This is a genomic window from Streptomyces albospinus (assembly GCF_014648695.1).
GTDB classification, from domain to species: domain Bacteria; phylum Actinomycetota; class Actinomycetes; order Streptomycetales; family Streptomycetaceae; genus Streptomyces; species Streptomyces albospinus.
The window spans coordinates 188,640-204,187 of sequence record NZ_BMRP01000012.1 but is presented as its reverse complement, the minus strand read 5'-3'; the positions used below and the strand labels follow the sequence as shown (position 1 = coordinate 204,187).

The window sequence follows — 15,548 nt, the reverse complement described above, 5'->3', positions numbered from 1 at the left end:
CACGCGCCCCCGACCGTACGACCACGCAGGCGGCCCGGCCGCCCCGACCCCGCGAGGCAATCCGCAGTGAACTGGGACGACACCGCACCGCCCACCGCCGAGGACGCCGCCGGCGCCGCGGCCGACCGGTTGGTGGCGGCCGACGCCGATGGTGAGGACACCGCCGTCGAGGCCGCGCTCCGGCCCAAGGACCTGGAGGAATTCGTCGGCCAGGAGCGGGTCCGCGAACAGCTCGACCTGGTGCTGAAGGCGGCCCGCGCCCGGGGCGCCACCGCCGACCACGTGCTGCTCTCCGGGGCTCCCGGGCTGGGCAAGACGACCCTCTCGATGATCATCGCGGCCGAGATGGGCGCCCCGATCCGGATCACGTCCGGTCCGGCCATCCAGCACGCCGGCGACCTCGCGGCGATCCTCTCCTCGCTCCAGGAGGGCGAGGTCCTCTTCCTCGACGAGATCCACCGGATGTCCCGGCCCGCCGAGGAAATGCTCTACATGGCCATGGAGGACTTCCGGGTCGATGTGATCGTGGGCAAGGGCCCGGGCGCCACCGCCATTCCCCTGGAGCTCCCGCCGTTCACGCTCGTCGGGGCCACGACCCGGGCCGGCCTGTTGCCGCCGCCGCTGCGCGACCGCTTCGGTTTCACCGGCCACATGGAGTTCTACGCCCCCGCCGAGCTCCAGCGCGTCATCCACCGATCCGCCGGTCTGCTCGACGTCGTCATAGAGACCGAGGGGGCCGCCGAGATCGCCGGCCGCTCCCGGGGCACGCCCCGGATCGCCAACCGCCTGCTGCGCCGGGTGCGCGACTACGCCCAGGTCAAGGCGGACGGAGTGATCACCCGCGAGGTCGCCTCGCAGGCCCTGGGGGTCTACGAGGTCGACGGCCGCGGCCTGGACCGGCTCGACCGCGCGGTGCTCACCGCCCTGCTCAAGCTGTTCGGCGGCGGCCCGGTGGGACTGTCCACCCTGGCGGTCGCGGTGGGGGAGGAGCGTGAGACGGTCGAGGAGGTCGCCGAGCCGTTCCTCGTACGGGAGGGGCTGCTGGCCCGTACGCCGCGTGGCCGGATCGCGACCCCGGCGGCCTGGACGCACATGGGGCTGGTCCCGCCGCAGCAGCAGGCGGGCGGAAGCGGGCAGCAGGGCTTGTTCGGGGCATGACGGCGCGGAGACTCGCCCGGTGAGGAACTGCGGTGCGATGCTGGGCGTTGTTCCACTGGTGGAGACTCGCTTAGACTCCGCCGATGCCGTCCGTATGGGCGGTGTATCCACCCCCGTATATGAGACCGCGGAGCAGCGGTCGTGCGAAGGATTTCCGTCCCGTGAGTATCGTGACTCTCCTCCCGTTCATCGTCCTCATCGGGGCCATGTTCCTGATGACGCGGTCCGCCAAGAAGAAGCAGCAGGCGGCCCAGCAGATGCGCGATGAAATGCAGCCCGGCACCGGCGTCCGGACGATCGGCGGCATGTACGCCACCGTCAAGGAAATCCACGAGGAAACCGTCCTCCTGGAGGTCGCCCCCGGCGTGCACGCCATCTATGCCAAGAACGCCATCGGCGCGGTGCTCGCGGATGAGGAGTACAACCGCATTCTGGACGGTGCCGACCCGATCGTCGGAGACGGGCAGCCGGTCGTGCCGGACGACGTCTCGTCGCTGACCGGTGCCGGTGCCGATGAGGCCACCGAAAAGGGTGACAAGGCCGAGAAGATCGACCTGGGCAAGACCGAGGCCGAGGCCAAGCCCGCCGCCGACGAGGCCGCGAAGGCCGACGAGGACACGGCGGACAAGGCCGACAAGGCCGCCAAGGCCGAGGAGCCCGCCAAGGCCGAGGCCGACACCGCCAAGGAAGACAAGAAGGCCGGCGGCGCCGACGCGAAGTAGTCCGTTCTCCGGGAACCGCGGCACGCCCCCCGATCGGCGGCACCGCGGTTCCCCGACGGTCTAGGCTCCGGCGGGGGGCAGGTCCCCACAAGACTTCGTGGCCGCTCGGCAGACATCCCAGGCCGAGGGGTTGGACAGGGAGAAACGACAAGGTGGCAGCACCGAAGAAGGGCCGCAGGGCGCCCGCTAACCAGGGGCATCCAGGGCGCACCCTGATCCTGGTCCTGATCGCGATGGCGGCGCTGGTCGGAGGCATGTTCTCCACCGGCACGCTGACCCCCCGACTGGGCATCGACCTGGCGGGCGGCACCAGCTTCACGCTGGCGGCGCAGAACCAGCCGGGCAAGCCCAACGCGATCAACGAGACCAACATGAACACCGCCGTGAGCATCATGGAGCGGCGGGTCAACGGTCTCGGTGTGACCGAGGCCGAGGTCCAGAAGCAGGGCAGCGACCACATCATCGTGAACATCCCCAAGGGGACGGACGCGAAGCAGGCCCGCCAGCAGGTCGGCACCACTGCTCAGCTCGCGTTCCGGCCGGTGCTGACCACCACCGCCGGCACCAAGACCCCGGAGCCCAAGCCCAGCCCCTCCCAGAGCGGCAAGAACGGCAAGGGCAGCGGCGAGCAGGCCACCGGCAAGGACAGCGGCAAGAGCGCCTCGCCGTCGCCCAGTGCGAGCTCCACGGCCCAGGGCCGCGCCGTCACGGACGCCCTGAAGAAGCCGTCCGCGCCGCCGTCCGCCTCCGGGTCGACCAAGCCCTCCGCCCAGCCGACGCCGCCCGCCCCCGGTGGCGCGGACATCCCGCCGGCCCTCCAGAAGCAGCTCGGTGCGCTGGACTGCTCCACGAAGCAGAGCCGGGCCACCGCCGGTGAGCAGGCCGCCAACGCCAAGCCGTCCGACCCGGTCGTGGCCTGCAAGGACGACGGTTCGCAGAAGTACGTGCTCGGCCCGGTCGGCGTCGAGGGCACGGACGTCAAGGACGCCAAGGCGGTCTTCGACAGCCAGCAGGGCCAGGGCTGGATCGTCCAGATGGACTTCACCTCCGGCGGCGGCAAGAAGTTCGCGGACATCACCGGCAAGCTCGCCACCAAGACGCCGCCGCAGAACCAGTTCGCGATCGTGCTGGACGGTGCGGTGGTCTCCGACCCGCGCGTCAGCGAGCGGCTCAACGGCGGCAACGCCACGATCTCCGGCGGTTTCACCCAGCAGTCGGCGCAGGACCTGGGCAACATGCTCTCGTACGGTGCGCTGCCGCTGTCCTTCAAGATCGACGACGAGACCACGGTCACCGCGGCGCTCGGCGGCGAGCAGCTGCACGCCGGTCTGGTCGCCGGTGCCATCGGCCTCGCGCTGGTCGTCGTCTACCTGGTCGCCTACTACCGGGGGCTGGCGCTGGTGGCGCTGGCGAGCCTGCTCGTCTCGGCGATCCTGACGTACGCGATCATGACGCTGCTGGGTCCGGCCATCGGGTTCGCGCTGAACCTCCCGGCGGTCTGCGGCGCCATCGTGGCGATCGGTATCACCGCCGACTCGTTCATCGTCTACTTCGAACGCATCCGGGACGAGATCCGTGAGGGCCGCACGCTGCGCCCGGCCGTCGAGCGCGGCTGGCCGCGGGCCCGCCGGACCATCCTGGTCTCCGACTTCGTGTCGTTCCTGGCCGCCGCGGTGCTGTTCATCGTCACCGTCGGCAAGGTGCAGGGCTTCGCGTTCACGCTCGGCCTGACCACCCTGCTCGACGTCGTCGTGGTCTTCCTCTTCACCAAGCCGCTGATGACGCTGCTGGCCCGCCGGAAGTTCTTCTCCGAGGGACATTCCTGGTCCGGCCTCGATCCCAAGCGCCTGGGCGCCAAGCCGCCGCTGCGCCGTCGTCGCACCGCCCCCACCCAGACGAAGGAGGCGTGAGATGTCCAAGCTCGGCAACATCGGCGCCCGGCTCTACCGCGGTGAGGTCGGCTACGACTTCATCGGCAAGCGGAAGATCTGGTACGGCATCTCGATCCTCATCACCATCACGGCCATCGTCGGCCTGGCGGTGCGCGGTCTGAACATGGGCATCGAGTTCTCCGGCGGTGCGGTCTTCACCACCCCGAAGACCTCGGTGACGACGGAGGAGGCCCGGCACCGGGCCGAGTCGGCGGCCAGTGGCCACCAGGCCACGGCACAGAAGCTCGGCGGCGGCGCGCTGCGCATCCAGATCAGCGGTCTGGACACCAAGCAGGCGCTGCCCGTCCAGGAAGAGCTCGCCAAGGACCTCAACGTCCCGGTGAAGGACGTCAACACCCAGCTGGTCGGCCCGAGTTGGGGCCAGCAGATCGCCGACAAGGCATGGCTGGGCCTGGGGATCTTCATGGTCCTCGTGGTGCTCTACCTGGCCATCGCCTTCGAGTGGCGGATGGCGCTGGCCGCGCTGGTCGCGCTGATCCACGACCTGACGATCACGGTCGGCGTCTACGCCCTGGTCGGCTTCGAGGTCACCCCGGGCACGGTCATCGGTCTGCTGACGATCCTCGGTTACTCCCTCTACGACACGGTCGTCGTCTTCGACAGCCTGAAGGAAGCCTCCAAGGACATCACCAAGCAGAACCGCTTCACGTACAGCGAGATCGCCAACCGCAGCATCAACGGCACCCTGGTGCGGTCGATCAACACCACGGTCGTGGCGCTGCTCCCGGTCGCCGGTCTGCTGTTCGTCGGCGGCGGGGTGCTCGGCGCCGGCATGCTCAACGACATCTCGCTGGCCCTGTTCGTGGGTCTGGCCGCCGGTGCCTACTCCTCGATCTTCATCGCGACGCCGCTGGTCGCCGACCTCAAGGGCCGTGAGCCGCAGATGCAGGCGCTCGCCAAGCGGGTCCTCGCCAAGCGCGCCGCGGCGGAGGCCAAGGACGCTCGCGAGGACGGGCAGCCGGACGCCGCCCCGGCGGACGACGAGGGCGAGGACGCCGCGGTCGTCGGGCCGCGCCAGCAGCCCGCGTCCCGCAGCCGCGGACGCGGCCGTCCGTCGGGGAAGCGCCGATGACCGCCTCTCCGGAGCTGCGCGAGCTCCTGCTGAGCCGGATCTCGGACGTCCCGGACTATCCGAAGCCCGGCGTGATGTTCAAGGACATCACCCCGCTGCTTGCCGACCCCTCCGCGTTCACCGCGCTGACCAGCGCCTTTGTCGACCTGTGCGAGCGGTACCGCGCGGACAAGGTCGTCGGCCTGGAGGCCCGCGGCTTCATCCTCGCCGCCCCGGTCGCGGTCTCCGCCGGTATCGGTTTCGTACCGGTGCGCAAGGCGGGCAAGCTGCCCGGCACGACGCTCGGCCAGGCGTACGAGCTGGAGTACGGCACCGCCGAGATCGAGATCCATGCCGATGCGCTGGCGCCCGGCGACCGGGTGCTGGTGATCGACGACGTCCTCGCCACCGGTGGTACCGCGGACGCGTCGATGCAGCTCATCCGGCGTGCGGGTGCCGAGGTCGCGGGTCTGGCGGTGCTGCTGGAGCTGGGCTTCCTGGCCGGGCGGCAGCGGCTGGAGCCGGGCCTGAAGGGCGCTCCGCTGGAGGCGCTGATCACGATCTGAGCCGGTCCTGGGCACGGTACGAGCGGCAGGGGCATCCGGAACATTCCGGGTGCCCCTGCCGCTGTGTCATGTACGGAGCCATGGCCGCGCGGCGGCCGTGGCCATGGGCTCGATACCATGGCACCCCGGCCGCTTCGAGGTCCTGGGGTCCGTACCCGCATGAGGAGTGCTCTTGCCAGACGAGGCCCAGCCGCTCTCCCCCGGAATCCGTCCGGCGGGAACCCCTGCCGTGCGCCCGGACGAGCCGAAGCCGGAGACCGCGGCTTCCTCCGACGCGCCGAAGCCCGAGCGGCAGAGCGCGGCCGACGGCACCGCCAAGCCCCGGCCGCCCGCCGACCGGCCCGCCGCGCCCCAGGCTCCCGCCGACCGGCCCCGCCCGGCCACCGCGACGCAGCCGCCGGCCGGCGGTAAGCCGCTGCCGCCCGTCTCCCCGGGCCGCTCCGGCTCGCCCAACCGCGTCCGGGCCCGCCTGGCCCGTCTGGGCGTCCAGCGCTCCAGCCCGTACAACCCGGTCCTCGAACCGCTGCTGCGTGCCGTACGGGGCAACGACCCCAAGATCGAGACCGCCACGCTGCGCCAGGTCGAGCGCGCCTACCAGGTCGCCGAGCGCTGGCACCGCGGCCAGAAGCGCAAGAGCGGCGACCCGTACATCACCCACCCGCTCGCGGTCACCACCATCCTCGCCGAGCTGGGCATGGACCCGGCGACGCTGATGGCGGGGCTGCTGCACGACACCGTCGAGGACACCGAGTACGGACTCGACACCCTGCGCCGGGACTTCGGCGACCAGGTCGCGCTGCTCGTCGACGGCGTCACCAAGCTGGACAAGGTCAAGTTCGGCGAAGCCGCGCAGGCCGAGACGGTCCGCAAGATGGTCGTCGCGATGGCCAAGGACCCGCGGGTGCTGGTCATCAAGCTCGCCGACCGGCTGCACAACATGCGCACCATGCGCTACCTCAAGCGGGAGAAGCAGGAGAAGAAGGCCCGCGAGACGCTGGAGATCTACGCCCCGCTGGCGCACCGGCTGGGCATGAACACCATCAAGTGGGAGCTGGAGGACCTCGCGTTCGCGATCCTCTACCCCAAGATGTACGACGAGATCGTGCGGCTGGTCGCCGAGCGCGCCCCCAAACGGGACGAGTACCTGGCGATAGTGACCGACGAGGTCCAGGCCGACCTCCGCGCCGCCCGCATCAAGGCCACCGTCACCGGCCGCCCGAAGCACTACTACAGCGTCTACCAGAAGATGATCGTGCGCGGGCGCGACTTCGCCGAGATCTACGACCTGGTCGGCATCCGCGTCCTCGTCGACACGGTCCGGGACTGCTACGCGGCCCTCGGCACCATCCACGCGCGATGGAATCCGGTCCCCGGCCGGTTCAAGGACTACATCGCGATGCCCAAGTTCAACATGTACCAGTCGCTGCACACGACGGTGATCGGCCCCAACGGCAAGCCCGTTGAACTCCAGATCCGCACCTTCGACATGCACCGCCGCGCCGAGTACGGCATCGCCGCGCACTGGAAGTACAAGCAGGAGGCGGTCGCCGGGGCCTCCAAGGTGCGTACGGACGTGCCCAAGGGCACCGGCAAGGGCGCCGGCCAGGACACCGTCAACGACATGGCCTGGCTGCGGCAGTTGCTGGACTGGCAGAAGGAGACCGAGGACCCGGGCGAGTTCCTGGAGTCGCTGCGCTTCGACCTCTCGCGCAACGAGGTCTTCGTCTTCACGCCCAAGGGCGATGTGATAGCGCTGCCGGCCGGTGCCACCCCGGTCGACTTCGCGTACGCGGTGCACACCGAGGTCGGCCACCGCACGATAGGAGCACGGGTCAACGGACGGCTGGTACCGCTCGAATCGACCCTGGACAACGGCGACTTGGTGGAGGTCTTCACCTCCAAGGCGGCCGGTGCGGGGCCGTCCCGCGACTGGCTCAGCTTCGTCAAGTCCCCGCGGGCCCGCAACAAGATCCGCGCGTGGTTCTCCAAGGAGCGCCGCGACGAGGCCATCGAGCAGGGCAAGGACGCCATCGCGCGCGCCATGCGCAAGCAGAACCTGCCCATCCAGCGGATCCTGACCGGCGACTCCCTCGTCACCCTCGCGCACGAGATGCGCTACCCGGACATCTCCTCGCTCTACGCCGCCATCGGCGAGGGCCATGTCGCCGCGCAGAGCGTCGTCCAGAAGCTGGTGCAGGCGCTCGGTGGGCAGGACGAGGCCACCGAGGACATCGCCGAGTCGACGCCGATCCGGCCGCGCTCCAAGCGCCGGTCCAGCGCCGATCCGGGCGTCGTCGTCAAGGGCGTCGACGATGTGTGGGTCAAGCTGGCCCGCTGCTGTACGCCGGTGCCGGGCGACCCCATCATCGGGTTCGTCACCCGCGGCAGCGGCGTATCGGTGCACCGCGCCGACTGCGTCAACGTCGACTCGCTCTCCAAGCAGCCCGAGCGGATCCTGGACGTCGAGTGGGCGCCCACCCAGTCCTCGGTCTTCCTGGTCGCCATCCAGGTCGAGGCGCTGGACCGCTCCCGGCTGCTGTCGGACGTCACCAGGGTGCTGTCCGACCAGCACGTCAACATCCTGTCCGCGGCGGTCCAGACCTCCCGCGACCGGGTCGCCACCTCCCGGTTCACCTTCGAGATGGGCGACCCCAAGCATCTGGGCCATGTCCTCAAGGCCGTCAGGGGAGTTGAGGGCGTCTACGACGTCTACCGGGTGACCTCGGCACGCAGGCCCTGAGAGAGCGGCGGGGGACACGATGGGGGAGGACCTGCTCGGCGGGCGCTACCGGCTCGTCCGGCTGATCGGCCGCGGCGGGATGGGCGCCGTCCACGAGGCGGTGGACACCGCGCTCGCCCGCCGGGTCGCGGTCAAGCAACTGCTGGCCGCGGGCGGTCTGGGCGCGGACCCGACGGCCCTGACGCGCTTCCGGCGCGAGGCGCAGGCGCAGGCCCGGATCAGCCACCCCGGGGTGGTGCACGTCTACGACAGCGGGGTGCACGAAGGCACGCCGTACCTCGTCATGGAGCTGCTGGACGGGTTGGGGCTGGCGGCGCTGGTGGAGGCGCACGGCCCGCTCCCGCCCGCGCTGGCGGCCCGCATCGGGTTGGCGATGTGCCGGGCGCTGGCCGCCGCGCACGAGGCCGGCGTCCTGCACCGCGACGTCAAGCCGACCAACGTCACGGTCACCCGCGGCGCCCGGGTGGTGCTCCAGGACTTCGGGCTCGCCCGGCTCGTCGAGGAGCCGGCGATCACCCAGGCCGGTGCGCTGCTCGGCACGCCGCAGTACATGGCGCCGGATCTGATCCGCGGTCAACTCCCGGGTCCAGCAGCCGACTTGTACGGGCTGGGGGCCTGCATGTATCTGATGCTGACCGGTGCGCCGCCGCTGGGCTCGGACCCGGTCGACGTCGGCGTCCTGGTGGAGCGGGCGGTCGAGCGGGGCGTCCCGCAGCTGGCCGGCCAGGAGCGGCGGGGACTGCCGGAGAGCCTGGCGGGGCTGGTGGACGCGCTCTGCCGGCAGGATCCCCTGGACCGCCCGGACGCGGCGTCCGTCGAGTCGCTGCTGGTGCCGCTGCTGGACGCGGACGGCGAGCGCGTGCTCCAGGACCTGGTCGCCCGCTGCGTCCGGGAGCAGGCCGTGGAGTTCGTCTACAGCCCGCCCGCCCAGGACTCCTCGGTCCCCGAACTCCTCGACTGGGCGGCGATTCCCCGGCCGGACACGGCCACCCAGGACGCGAACCGGCCGCTGACGCTGAGCGATGCCACCCGCCGGCTGGTCCTCAGCAGCATGACGGCGCAGAACGCGCAGTCGCGCCAGCGCGAGGCGGTCAACCTGGTGCTGCGCGGTGAGCTCCAGGAGGCGGTGCGGATGCTCACCGCGGTCGCCCAGGTCTGCACCTCGGCGCTGGGGCCGGACCATCCGACCACCCTGACCAGCCAGTACTGGCAGGCGGTCTGCCTGGCGCGGCTGGGCGCCGGCGCGGAGGCGCTGGAACTGTTCTCACGGGTCAATGCACACACGGAGCGGAAGAGGGGGAGCGAGCATGACTGATCTCGTCGTACGGGCGGTACCGGCGCCCGGGGGCGATGCGGAGGACGAACTGCGGTCCCTGCTGGAGTGGTTGCACGAGGACGAGGGGCTGCACCGCCAGGTGCGCGGCAGACTCGCCGCCTCCCGAGGGCCGCAACCCGGCGAGATGGGGCTGGGCTTCGACCTGCTCCAGCTGGCCGTCGGTACGGCCGTATCGGGCGGTTCGCTCGCGGTGTCCGTCCTCCAGTGGCGCGACGCCCGCCGCCGCACCCCCGAACTGACCCTGCGCGTCGGGGAGATCGAGGTCCGCATCCCGCCCGGGGCGGCCCGCGACCCCGAGACCCTCGACCGGATCGCCGCGCTGCTGGACCGACCGCAGGAGCCCGGGGGCGATGGCGGCACTGCCTGATCCGGCCGCGTCCCGGGCGGTCCTCCTCGGCACCGCCTCCTACCACCACCTCGACGGGCTCCCGGCCGTCGAGGCCAACCTCCAGGACCTGGCCGGGACGCTCGCCGACGCCACGGTCTGGGGGCTGCCCGCGCCGCACTGCGAGGTGGTGCTCGACCCGCCGAGCGCCGCCGCGATGCTCGACCCCGTCCACCGCGCCGGCGAGCAGGCCACCGACACCCTGGTCATCTATTACGCGGGCCACGGCATGCGGGACGCGGAGTCGGCCGACCTCTACCTGAGCCTGGTCGGCTCCCGGGAGAGCGTCGGCTACACCGCGGTCGCCTACCAGCACCTGCGAGGCGCCATCCGCGCCGCCCGGGCCCGCCGCAAGGTCGTCGTCCTGGACTGCTGCTTCAGCGGCCGGGCCGCCCGTACGCTCGCCGGGCGCAGCGAGGTCCTGGCCGCCCAGGCCGCGGTGGACGGCGCCTACGTGCTGACCGCCTCACCGCGCGACCGGGTCGCGCTGGCCCCGGACGGCGAGCGCCACACCGCCTTCACCGGCGAACTGCTCGGCATCCTGCGGCGCGGGATCACCGACGGGCCCGAGCTGATCGACCTGGACACCCTCTACCGCGCCCTCGAAGAACGCCTGCGCGCCAAGAACCGCCCGCTGCCGCAGCGTTCCCAGGAGAACGCCGTCGGCCGGCTGCCGCTGGCCCGCAACCGCGCGCTGGCGCAGCGCCGCGCCCCCGCCGGCCCGGTCCTCGACGCGGAGGTCCGGGCCGCCATGGTCGCGTCCGGCCTCAGCCTGGCGCGCATGCTGCGGGCGACCGGGCACAGCCGGGACGCGCTGCCGGTGTTGCGGCTGGCCCTGCGCGAGCGTGGCCCCGACAGCAAGGGCGGTCTCCTCGCCGTCCAGCTGGAGCTCTCCGAACTCCTCGCCGAAACCGGCCAGACCAAGGAGGCCATCGAGGTCCTGGAGCAGGCGTTCCAGCAGGCCCACCAGGTCTACGGGCCGGAAGCCCTGCTGGTCTGCCGACGGCTGGCCGATCTGCTCCAGGAGTCCGGCAACCACATCCAGGCGTGCGAGGTGCTCAAGCACGCCCTCGACCTGGCGGAGACGGCGCAGCGCAGCCGGCTGTGAGCCGGGCACGGCAAGCGGACGGCCCGCCGGGAATCCCCGGCGGGCCGTCGCGGACGAGAGGGGGACGGCCTCAGCCGCCGAACTCCTCCAGGCCCTTGAGCGCCTGGTCCAGCAGCGCCTTGCGGCCCTCCAGCTCACGGCCGAGCTTGTCGGCCTTGGCGTCGTTGCCGGCCGCCCGCGCCGCGTCGATCTGCTTCTGAAGCTTGTCGACGGCGTCCTGCAACTGGCCCGTCAGCCCCGCGGCACGCGCCCGCGCCTCGGGGTTCGTACGCCGCCACTCGGCTTCCTCGGCGTCCTGGATGGCGCGCTCGACGGCGTGCATCCGGCCCTCGATCTTCGGACGGGCGTCCCGCGGTACGTGGCCGATGGCCTCCCACCGCTCGTTGATCGCCCGGAACGCGGCCCGCGCCGCCTTCAGGTCGGTCACCGGGAGCAGCTTCTCCGCCTCGATGGCCAGCTCCTCCTTGCGGGTCAGGTTCTCCCGCTGCTCGGCGTCCCGCTCCGCGAAGACCTCACCCCGCGCCTGGAAGAAGACGTCCTGGGCGCCGCGGAAGCGGTTCCACAGGTCGTCCTCGTGCTCGCGCTGGGCGCGGCCCGCGGCCTTCCAGTCCGTCATCAGCTCGCGGTAGCGGGCGGCGGTGGCACCCCAGTCCGTCGAGCCGGACAGCGCCTCGGCCTCGGCGACCAGCTTCTCCTTGGCCTTGCGGGACTCCTCGCGCTGCGCGTCCAGCGAGGCGAAGTGCGCCTTGCGCCGCTTGGAGAACGCCGAGCGGGCGTGCGAGAAGCGGTGCCAGAGCTCGTCGTCGGTCTTGCGGTCCAGCCGCGGCAGGCCCTTCCAGATGTCGACCAGCGCCCGCAGCCGCTCACCGGCCGCGCGCCACTGCTCGCTGGCCGCCAGCTCCTCGGCCTCGACGACCAGCTTCTCCTTGGACTGCCGGGCCTCGTCGCTCTGCTTGGCCTTCTGGGCCTTGCGCTCCTCGCGGCGCGACTCGACCGTGCTGACGAGCGCGTCCAGCCGCTTTCTCAGCGCCTCCAGATCGCCCACCGCGTGGTGCTCGTCCACCTGCTGACGCAGATGGTCGATCGCGGTCGTGGCGTCCTTCGCCGAGAGGTCGGTGGTCTTGACCCGCCGCTCCAGGAGGCCGATCTCGACGACCAGGCCCTCATACTTGCGCTCGAAGTAGGCAAGGGCCTCCTCGGGAGTTCCCGCCTGCCACGATCCGACGACCTGCTCGCCGTCGGCGGTACGCACGTACACGGTCCCCGTCTCATCGACGCGGCCCCATGGGTCGCTGCTCACAGCGCCTCCTCCACATGATGCCGACGGGGCGTGCGGCCCCCCGGCATCGTCCACAGTTCTGTCCGGCCGGGCAGCGCCCTGGCCGGTCCGACGGGCTGTCTTGCGGGTGAGGGTGGTCAGGCCGTCGGAGCAGGCACCCTACACAACGCCAATCTAGGCGACCCGCGGTCGGCTGTCCGCATCCAGCACGACCGAAATTCCAGATGGGGAGCACGAGGCGCCGCCCCCTTCGGGCCGGCGGTCAGGATTTCGTGACCGCCGCCTTGTCGATGACGACGGTGGCGTTGGGCGCGGTGTTGCCGTTCGCCGGATCGGGTCGCGAACCGGCGGCGGCGATCTTCTTCAGGACGTCCATACCGCCGGTGATCTTCCCGAACGGCGTGTAGTTCGGGGGCAGCTGGCTGTCCTGATAGACGAGGAAGAACTGACTGCCGCCGGAATTACGGGTCTTGTCGTCCTTGCCGTCGTAGCGGTTGGCCATCGCGACCGTGCCCGCCGGATAGACACCGCCCTTGATCCGGGGGTCCTTGAGGTTCTCGTCCGGGAGGGTGTAGCCGGGCGTCCCCTCGCCGGTGCCCTTCGGGTCGCCGCACTGGAGGACGTAGATCTGCGAGTCGACCAGGCGGTGGCACCGGCTGTGGTCGAAGTAGCCCTGGCCGGCCAGGAAGGCGAAGGAGTTGACCGTGTGCGGCGCCGTGCCGGCGTCCAGCGTGAACGTGATCTGCCCGCAGGTCGTGGCCAGCTTCGCGGTGTACGACGCCGAGGTGTCGATGGCCAACGCCGGCTCCTTGGGCCAGGTCTTCGCCGACGGCGCGCCCTTCGCGGGCTTGCCGCACGGATCGGCGGCCGTGGAGGGCGCCTGGGACGCCGCGTCGTCGTGGGCCCCCTGGCGCCCGCCGCCGGTCAGCGACACCGAGGCGTAGGCGGTGACGCCCGCGGCGAGCACGACGGCCAGGGAGGACGCGATGATCACGTTGCGGCGCTTGGACTTGAGACGGTTCGCGGCCCGGCGCTCCTGCTGGCGCGCGTACTTCTGCCGGGCGAGCTGCCGCCGCCGCTGATCGCTGCTGGCCACCGGTCGTCTCCTTCTCCTGAGCATCGATCGCTGCCGTCTGCCGTGGCCGTACCGTATACGGGTTCGCCCTGCCGGGAGTCCCGCCGGTAGGCTCTGGAGCTGCCGGGATGTTCCGGGCGCGGTCCCGCGGACCGGTCCCACCGATCTTTAAGGACGAACGTGCTGATTGCCGGGTTCCCCGCCGGGGCCTGGGGGACCAACTGCTACTTGGTCGCCCCCGCCGCGGGCGAGGAGTGCGTGATCATCGACCCGGGCCACCAAGCGGCCCAGGGAGTCGAGGACGCGGTCAGGAAGCATCGGCTCAAGCCCGTCGCGGTCGTCCTCACCCACGGGCACATCGACCATGTCGCCTCGGTCGTCCCGGTGTGCGGCGCGCACGACGTCCCCGCCTGGATCCACCCCGCGGACCGCTACATGATGAGCGACCCGGAGAAGGCCCTGGGCCGCTCCATCGGGCAGCAGCTCATGGGCGAGCTGACCGTGGGGGAGCCGGACGACGTCAAGGAACTGACCGACGGCGCCGCCCTGGAGCTCGCCGGGATGGAGTTCTCCGTCGCGCACGCCCCGGGCCATACCAAGGGGTCGGTGACGTTCCGGATGCCCGAGCAGGCGGACGTTCCGCCGGTCTTCTTCTCGGGCGACCTGCTCTTCGCCGGCTCCATCGGACGCACCGATCTGCCGGGCGGCGACCACGCCGAGATCCTCCGGTCGCTGGAGCGCGTATGCCTCCCGCTGGACGACTCGACCGTGGTCCTCTCCGGCCACGGCCCCCAGACCACCATCGGCCGCGAGCGCACCACCAACCCCTTCCTGAGGCAGGTGGCCGCCGGCCTCGGAGACGGCACCCCGACCGCCGCTCCGCGACGAGGAATGTGACGAGACCTTCCGTGAGCACCTTTCAGGCACCCAAGGGCACCTACGACCTGATCCCGCCGAATTCCGCGACGTATCTCGCGGTGCGCGAGGCGATCGCCGCGCCGCTGAAGAACTCCGGGTACGGCTACATCGAGACGCCCGGCTTCGAGAACGTCGAGCTGTTCGCGCGCGGTGTCGGTGAGTCCACCGACATCGTCACCAAGGAGATGTACGCCTTCGAGACCAAGGGCGGCGACCAGCTCGCGCTGCGCCCCGAGGGCACCGCGTCGGTGCTGCGCGCGGCGCTGGAGGCCAACCTCCACAAGGCGGGCAACCTCCCCGTCAAGCTCTGGTACTCCGGCTCGTACTACCGCTACGAGCGTCCGCAGAAGGGCCGCTACCGCCACTTCTCGCAGGTCGGCGCCGAGGCGATCGGCGCGGAGGACCCGGCGCTGGACGCCGAGCTGATCATCCTGGCCGACCAGTCCTACCGTGCGCTGGGCCTGCGGAACTTCCGCATCCTGCTCAACTCCCTCGGCGACAAGGAGTGCCGCCCCGTATACCGCGCCGCGCTCCAGGACTTCCTCCGCGGGCTGGACCTGGACGAGGACACCCGCCGCCGGGTCGACATCAACCCGCTGCGCGTCCTGGACGACAAGCGCGAGGCGGTCCAGAAGCAGCTCGCCGGGGCGCCCATGCTCCGCGACTACCTCTGCGAGGCGTGCAAGGCGTACCACGAGCAGGTCCGCGAGCTGCTGACCGCGGCGGGCGTGGCCTTCGAGGACGACGAGAAGCTGGTCCGCGGGCTGGACTACTACACCCGCACCACCTTCGAGTTCGTCCACGACGGCCTCGGCTCGCAGTCCGCGGTGGGCGGCGGCGGTCGCTACGACGGCCTGTCCGAGATGATCGGCGGCCCCGCGCTGCCGTCCGTCGGCTGGGCGCTGGGCGTCGACCGCACGGTGCTGGCGCTGGAGGCGGAGGGCATCACCCTCGACATCCCGGCCGCCACCGCGGTGTACGCCGTGCCGCTCGGCGAGGAGGCCCGCCGGGTGCTCTTCCGCGCGGTCACCGAGCTGCGCCGGGCCGGGGTCGCGACCGACTTCGCGTACGGCGGCAAGGGCCTGAAGAACGCCATGAAGTCCGCCAACCGCTCCGGCGCGCGGCTGGCGCTGGTGGCCGGCGAGCGGGACCTGGCGGAGGGCGTCGTCCAGCTCAAGAACCTGGAGAGCGGCGAGCAGACCCCGGTCGCGCTGGACGCGGTGGTCGACGAGGTCCGGCGCGCGCTGGGCTGACCGCG

At 71.5% G+C, this 15,548-nt stretch carries 13 protein-coding genes; 11 read left to right on the top strand and 2 right to left on the bottom strand.

Annotation, left to right across the window (positions count from 1 at the left end):
• Nucleotides 1-66: 66 nt before the first annotated feature.
• The 9 genes from ruvB (at nucleotide 67) to IEZ17_RS18765 (ending at nucleotide 11,018) form a co-directional block, all read left to right on the top strand.
• Nucleotides 67-1,158, top strand: a complete 1,092-nt coding sequence (gene ruvB / locus IEZ17_RS18805; RefSeq protein ID WP_189301582.1) for a Holliday junction branch migration DNA helicase RuvB — start codon at nucleotides 67-69, stop codon at nucleotides 1,156-1,158.
• A 161-nt stretch (nucleotides 1,159-1,319) separates the two neighbouring features.
• Nucleotides 1,320-1,880 carry a preprotein translocase subunit YajC gene (gene yajC, locus IEZ17_RS18800; RefSeq protein ID WP_189301580.1) on the top strand — a complete coding sequence of 187 codons (561 nt, stop codon included), beginning with the start codon at nucleotides 1,320-1,322 and terminating at the stop codon, nucleotides 1,878-1,880.
• Between the two features lie 152 nt (nucleotides 1,881-2,032).
• Nucleotides 2,033-3,790 (top strand): protein translocase subunit SecD, encoded by a 1,758-nt coding sequence (secD, locus tag IEZ17_RS18795; RefSeq protein WP_189301578.1) that lies wholly within the window; start codon nucleotides 2,033-2,035, stop codon nucleotides 3,788-3,790.
• A 1-nt stretch (nucleotide 3,791) separates the two neighbouring features.
• Complete coding sequence (gene secF, locus IEZ17_RS18790; protein WP_189301576.1) at nucleotides 3,792-4,904, top strand: protein translocase subunit SecF; 1,113 nt, start codon at nucleotides 3,792-3,794, stop codon at nucleotides 4,902-4,904.
• Nucleotides 4,901-5,449, top strand: coding sequence for an adenine phosphoribosyltransferase (locus tag IEZ17_RS18785; protein ID WP_189301574.1), 549 nt, complete (start codon nucleotides 4,901-4,903; stop codon nucleotides 5,447-5,449). The genes secF and IEZ17_RS18785 overlap by 4 nt, the downstream gene beginning before the upstream one ends.
• Nucleotides 5,450-5,621: 172 nt before the next feature.
• Nucleotides 5,622-8,189: a RelA/SpoT family protein gene (locus IEZ17_RS18780; protein WP_373299864.1), complete on the top strand. Its 2,568-nt coding sequence runs from the start codon at nucleotides 5,622-5,624 to the stop codon at nucleotides 8,187-8,189.
• Between the two features lie 19 nt (nucleotides 8,190-8,208).
• The gene (locus IEZ17_RS18775; protein WP_189301572.1) at nucleotides 8,209-9,504 is read left to right on the top strand and encodes a serine/threonine-protein kinase; all 1,296 of its coding nucleotides are present in this window, start codon (nucleotides 8,209-8,211) and stop codon (nucleotides 9,502-9,504) included.
• A complete protein-coding gene (locus IEZ17_RS18770) occupies nucleotides 9,497-9,892 on the top strand; it encodes an effector-associated constant component EACC1 (protein ID WP_189301570.1) in 396 nt (131 codons plus the stop codon). The genes IEZ17_RS18775 and IEZ17_RS18770 overlap by 8 nt, the downstream gene beginning before the upstream one ends.
• A complete protein-coding gene (locus IEZ17_RS18765) occupies nucleotides 9,876-11,018 on the top strand; it encodes a caspase, EACC1-associated type (RefSeq protein ID WP_189301568.1) in 1,143 nt (380 codons plus the stop codon). The genes IEZ17_RS18770 and IEZ17_RS18765 overlap by 17 nt, the downstream gene beginning before the upstream one ends.
• A gap of 70 nt (nucleotides 11,019-11,088) precedes the next feature.
• On the opposite strand, the gene IEZ17_RS18760 is transcribed toward IEZ17_RS18765, so the two are convergent.
• Together IEZ17_RS18760 and IEZ17_RS18755 are read right to left on the bottom strand one after the other, a co-directional pair.
• Nucleotides 11,089-12,318 (bottom strand): DUF349 domain-containing protein, encoded by a 1,230-nt coding sequence (locus tag IEZ17_RS18760; protein WP_189301566.1) that lies wholly within the window; start codon nucleotides 12,316-12,318, stop codon nucleotides 11,089-11,091.
• Nucleotides 12,319-12,559: 241 nt separating this feature from the next.
• Complete coding sequence (locus IEZ17_RS18755; RefSeq protein WP_189301564.1) at nucleotides 12,560-13,393, bottom strand: peptidylprolyl isomerase; 834 nt, start codon at nucleotides 13,391-13,393, stop codon at nucleotides 12,560-12,562.
• Between the two features lie 159 nt (nucleotides 13,394-13,552).
• Here IEZ17_RS18755 and IEZ17_RS18750 point away from each other — a divergent pair, with 159 nt between their 5' ends.
• Entirely contained in the window at nucleotides 13,553-14,269 is a 717-nt protein-coding gene (locus tag IEZ17_RS18750) for an MBL fold metallo-hydrolase (RefSeq protein ID WP_189301562.1), read from the top strand.
• Between the two features lie 11 nt (nucleotides 14,270-14,280).
• Entirely contained in the window at nucleotides 14,281-15,543 is a 1,263-nt protein-coding gene (hisS, locus tag IEZ17_RS18745) for a histidine--tRNA ligase (protein WP_189301560.1), read from the top strand.
• Nucleotides 15,544-15,548 lie beyond the last annotated feature (5 nt).

Coding starts and splice junctions, on each gene's coding strand:
- IEZ17_RS18765 (WP_189301568.1), top strand. CDS start 9,876: ATGGCGGCACTGCCTGATCCGGCCGCGTCCCGGGCGGTCCTCCTCGGC.
- IEZ17_RS18775 (WP_189301572.1), top strand. CDS start 8,209: ATGGGGGAGGACCTGCTCGGCGGGCGCTACCGGCTCGTCCGGCTGATC.
- IEZ17_RS18785 (WP_189301574.1), top strand. CDS start 4,901: ATGACCGCCTCTCCGGAGCTGCGCGAGCTCCTGCTGAGCCGGATCTCG.
- IEZ17_RS18770 (WP_189301570.1), top strand. CDS start 9,497: ATGACTGATCTCGTCGTACGGGCGGTACCGGCGCCCGGGGGCGATGCG.
- secF (WP_189301576.1), top strand. CDS start 3,792: ATGTCCAAGCTCGGCAACATCGGCGCCCGGCTCTACCGCGGTGAGGTC.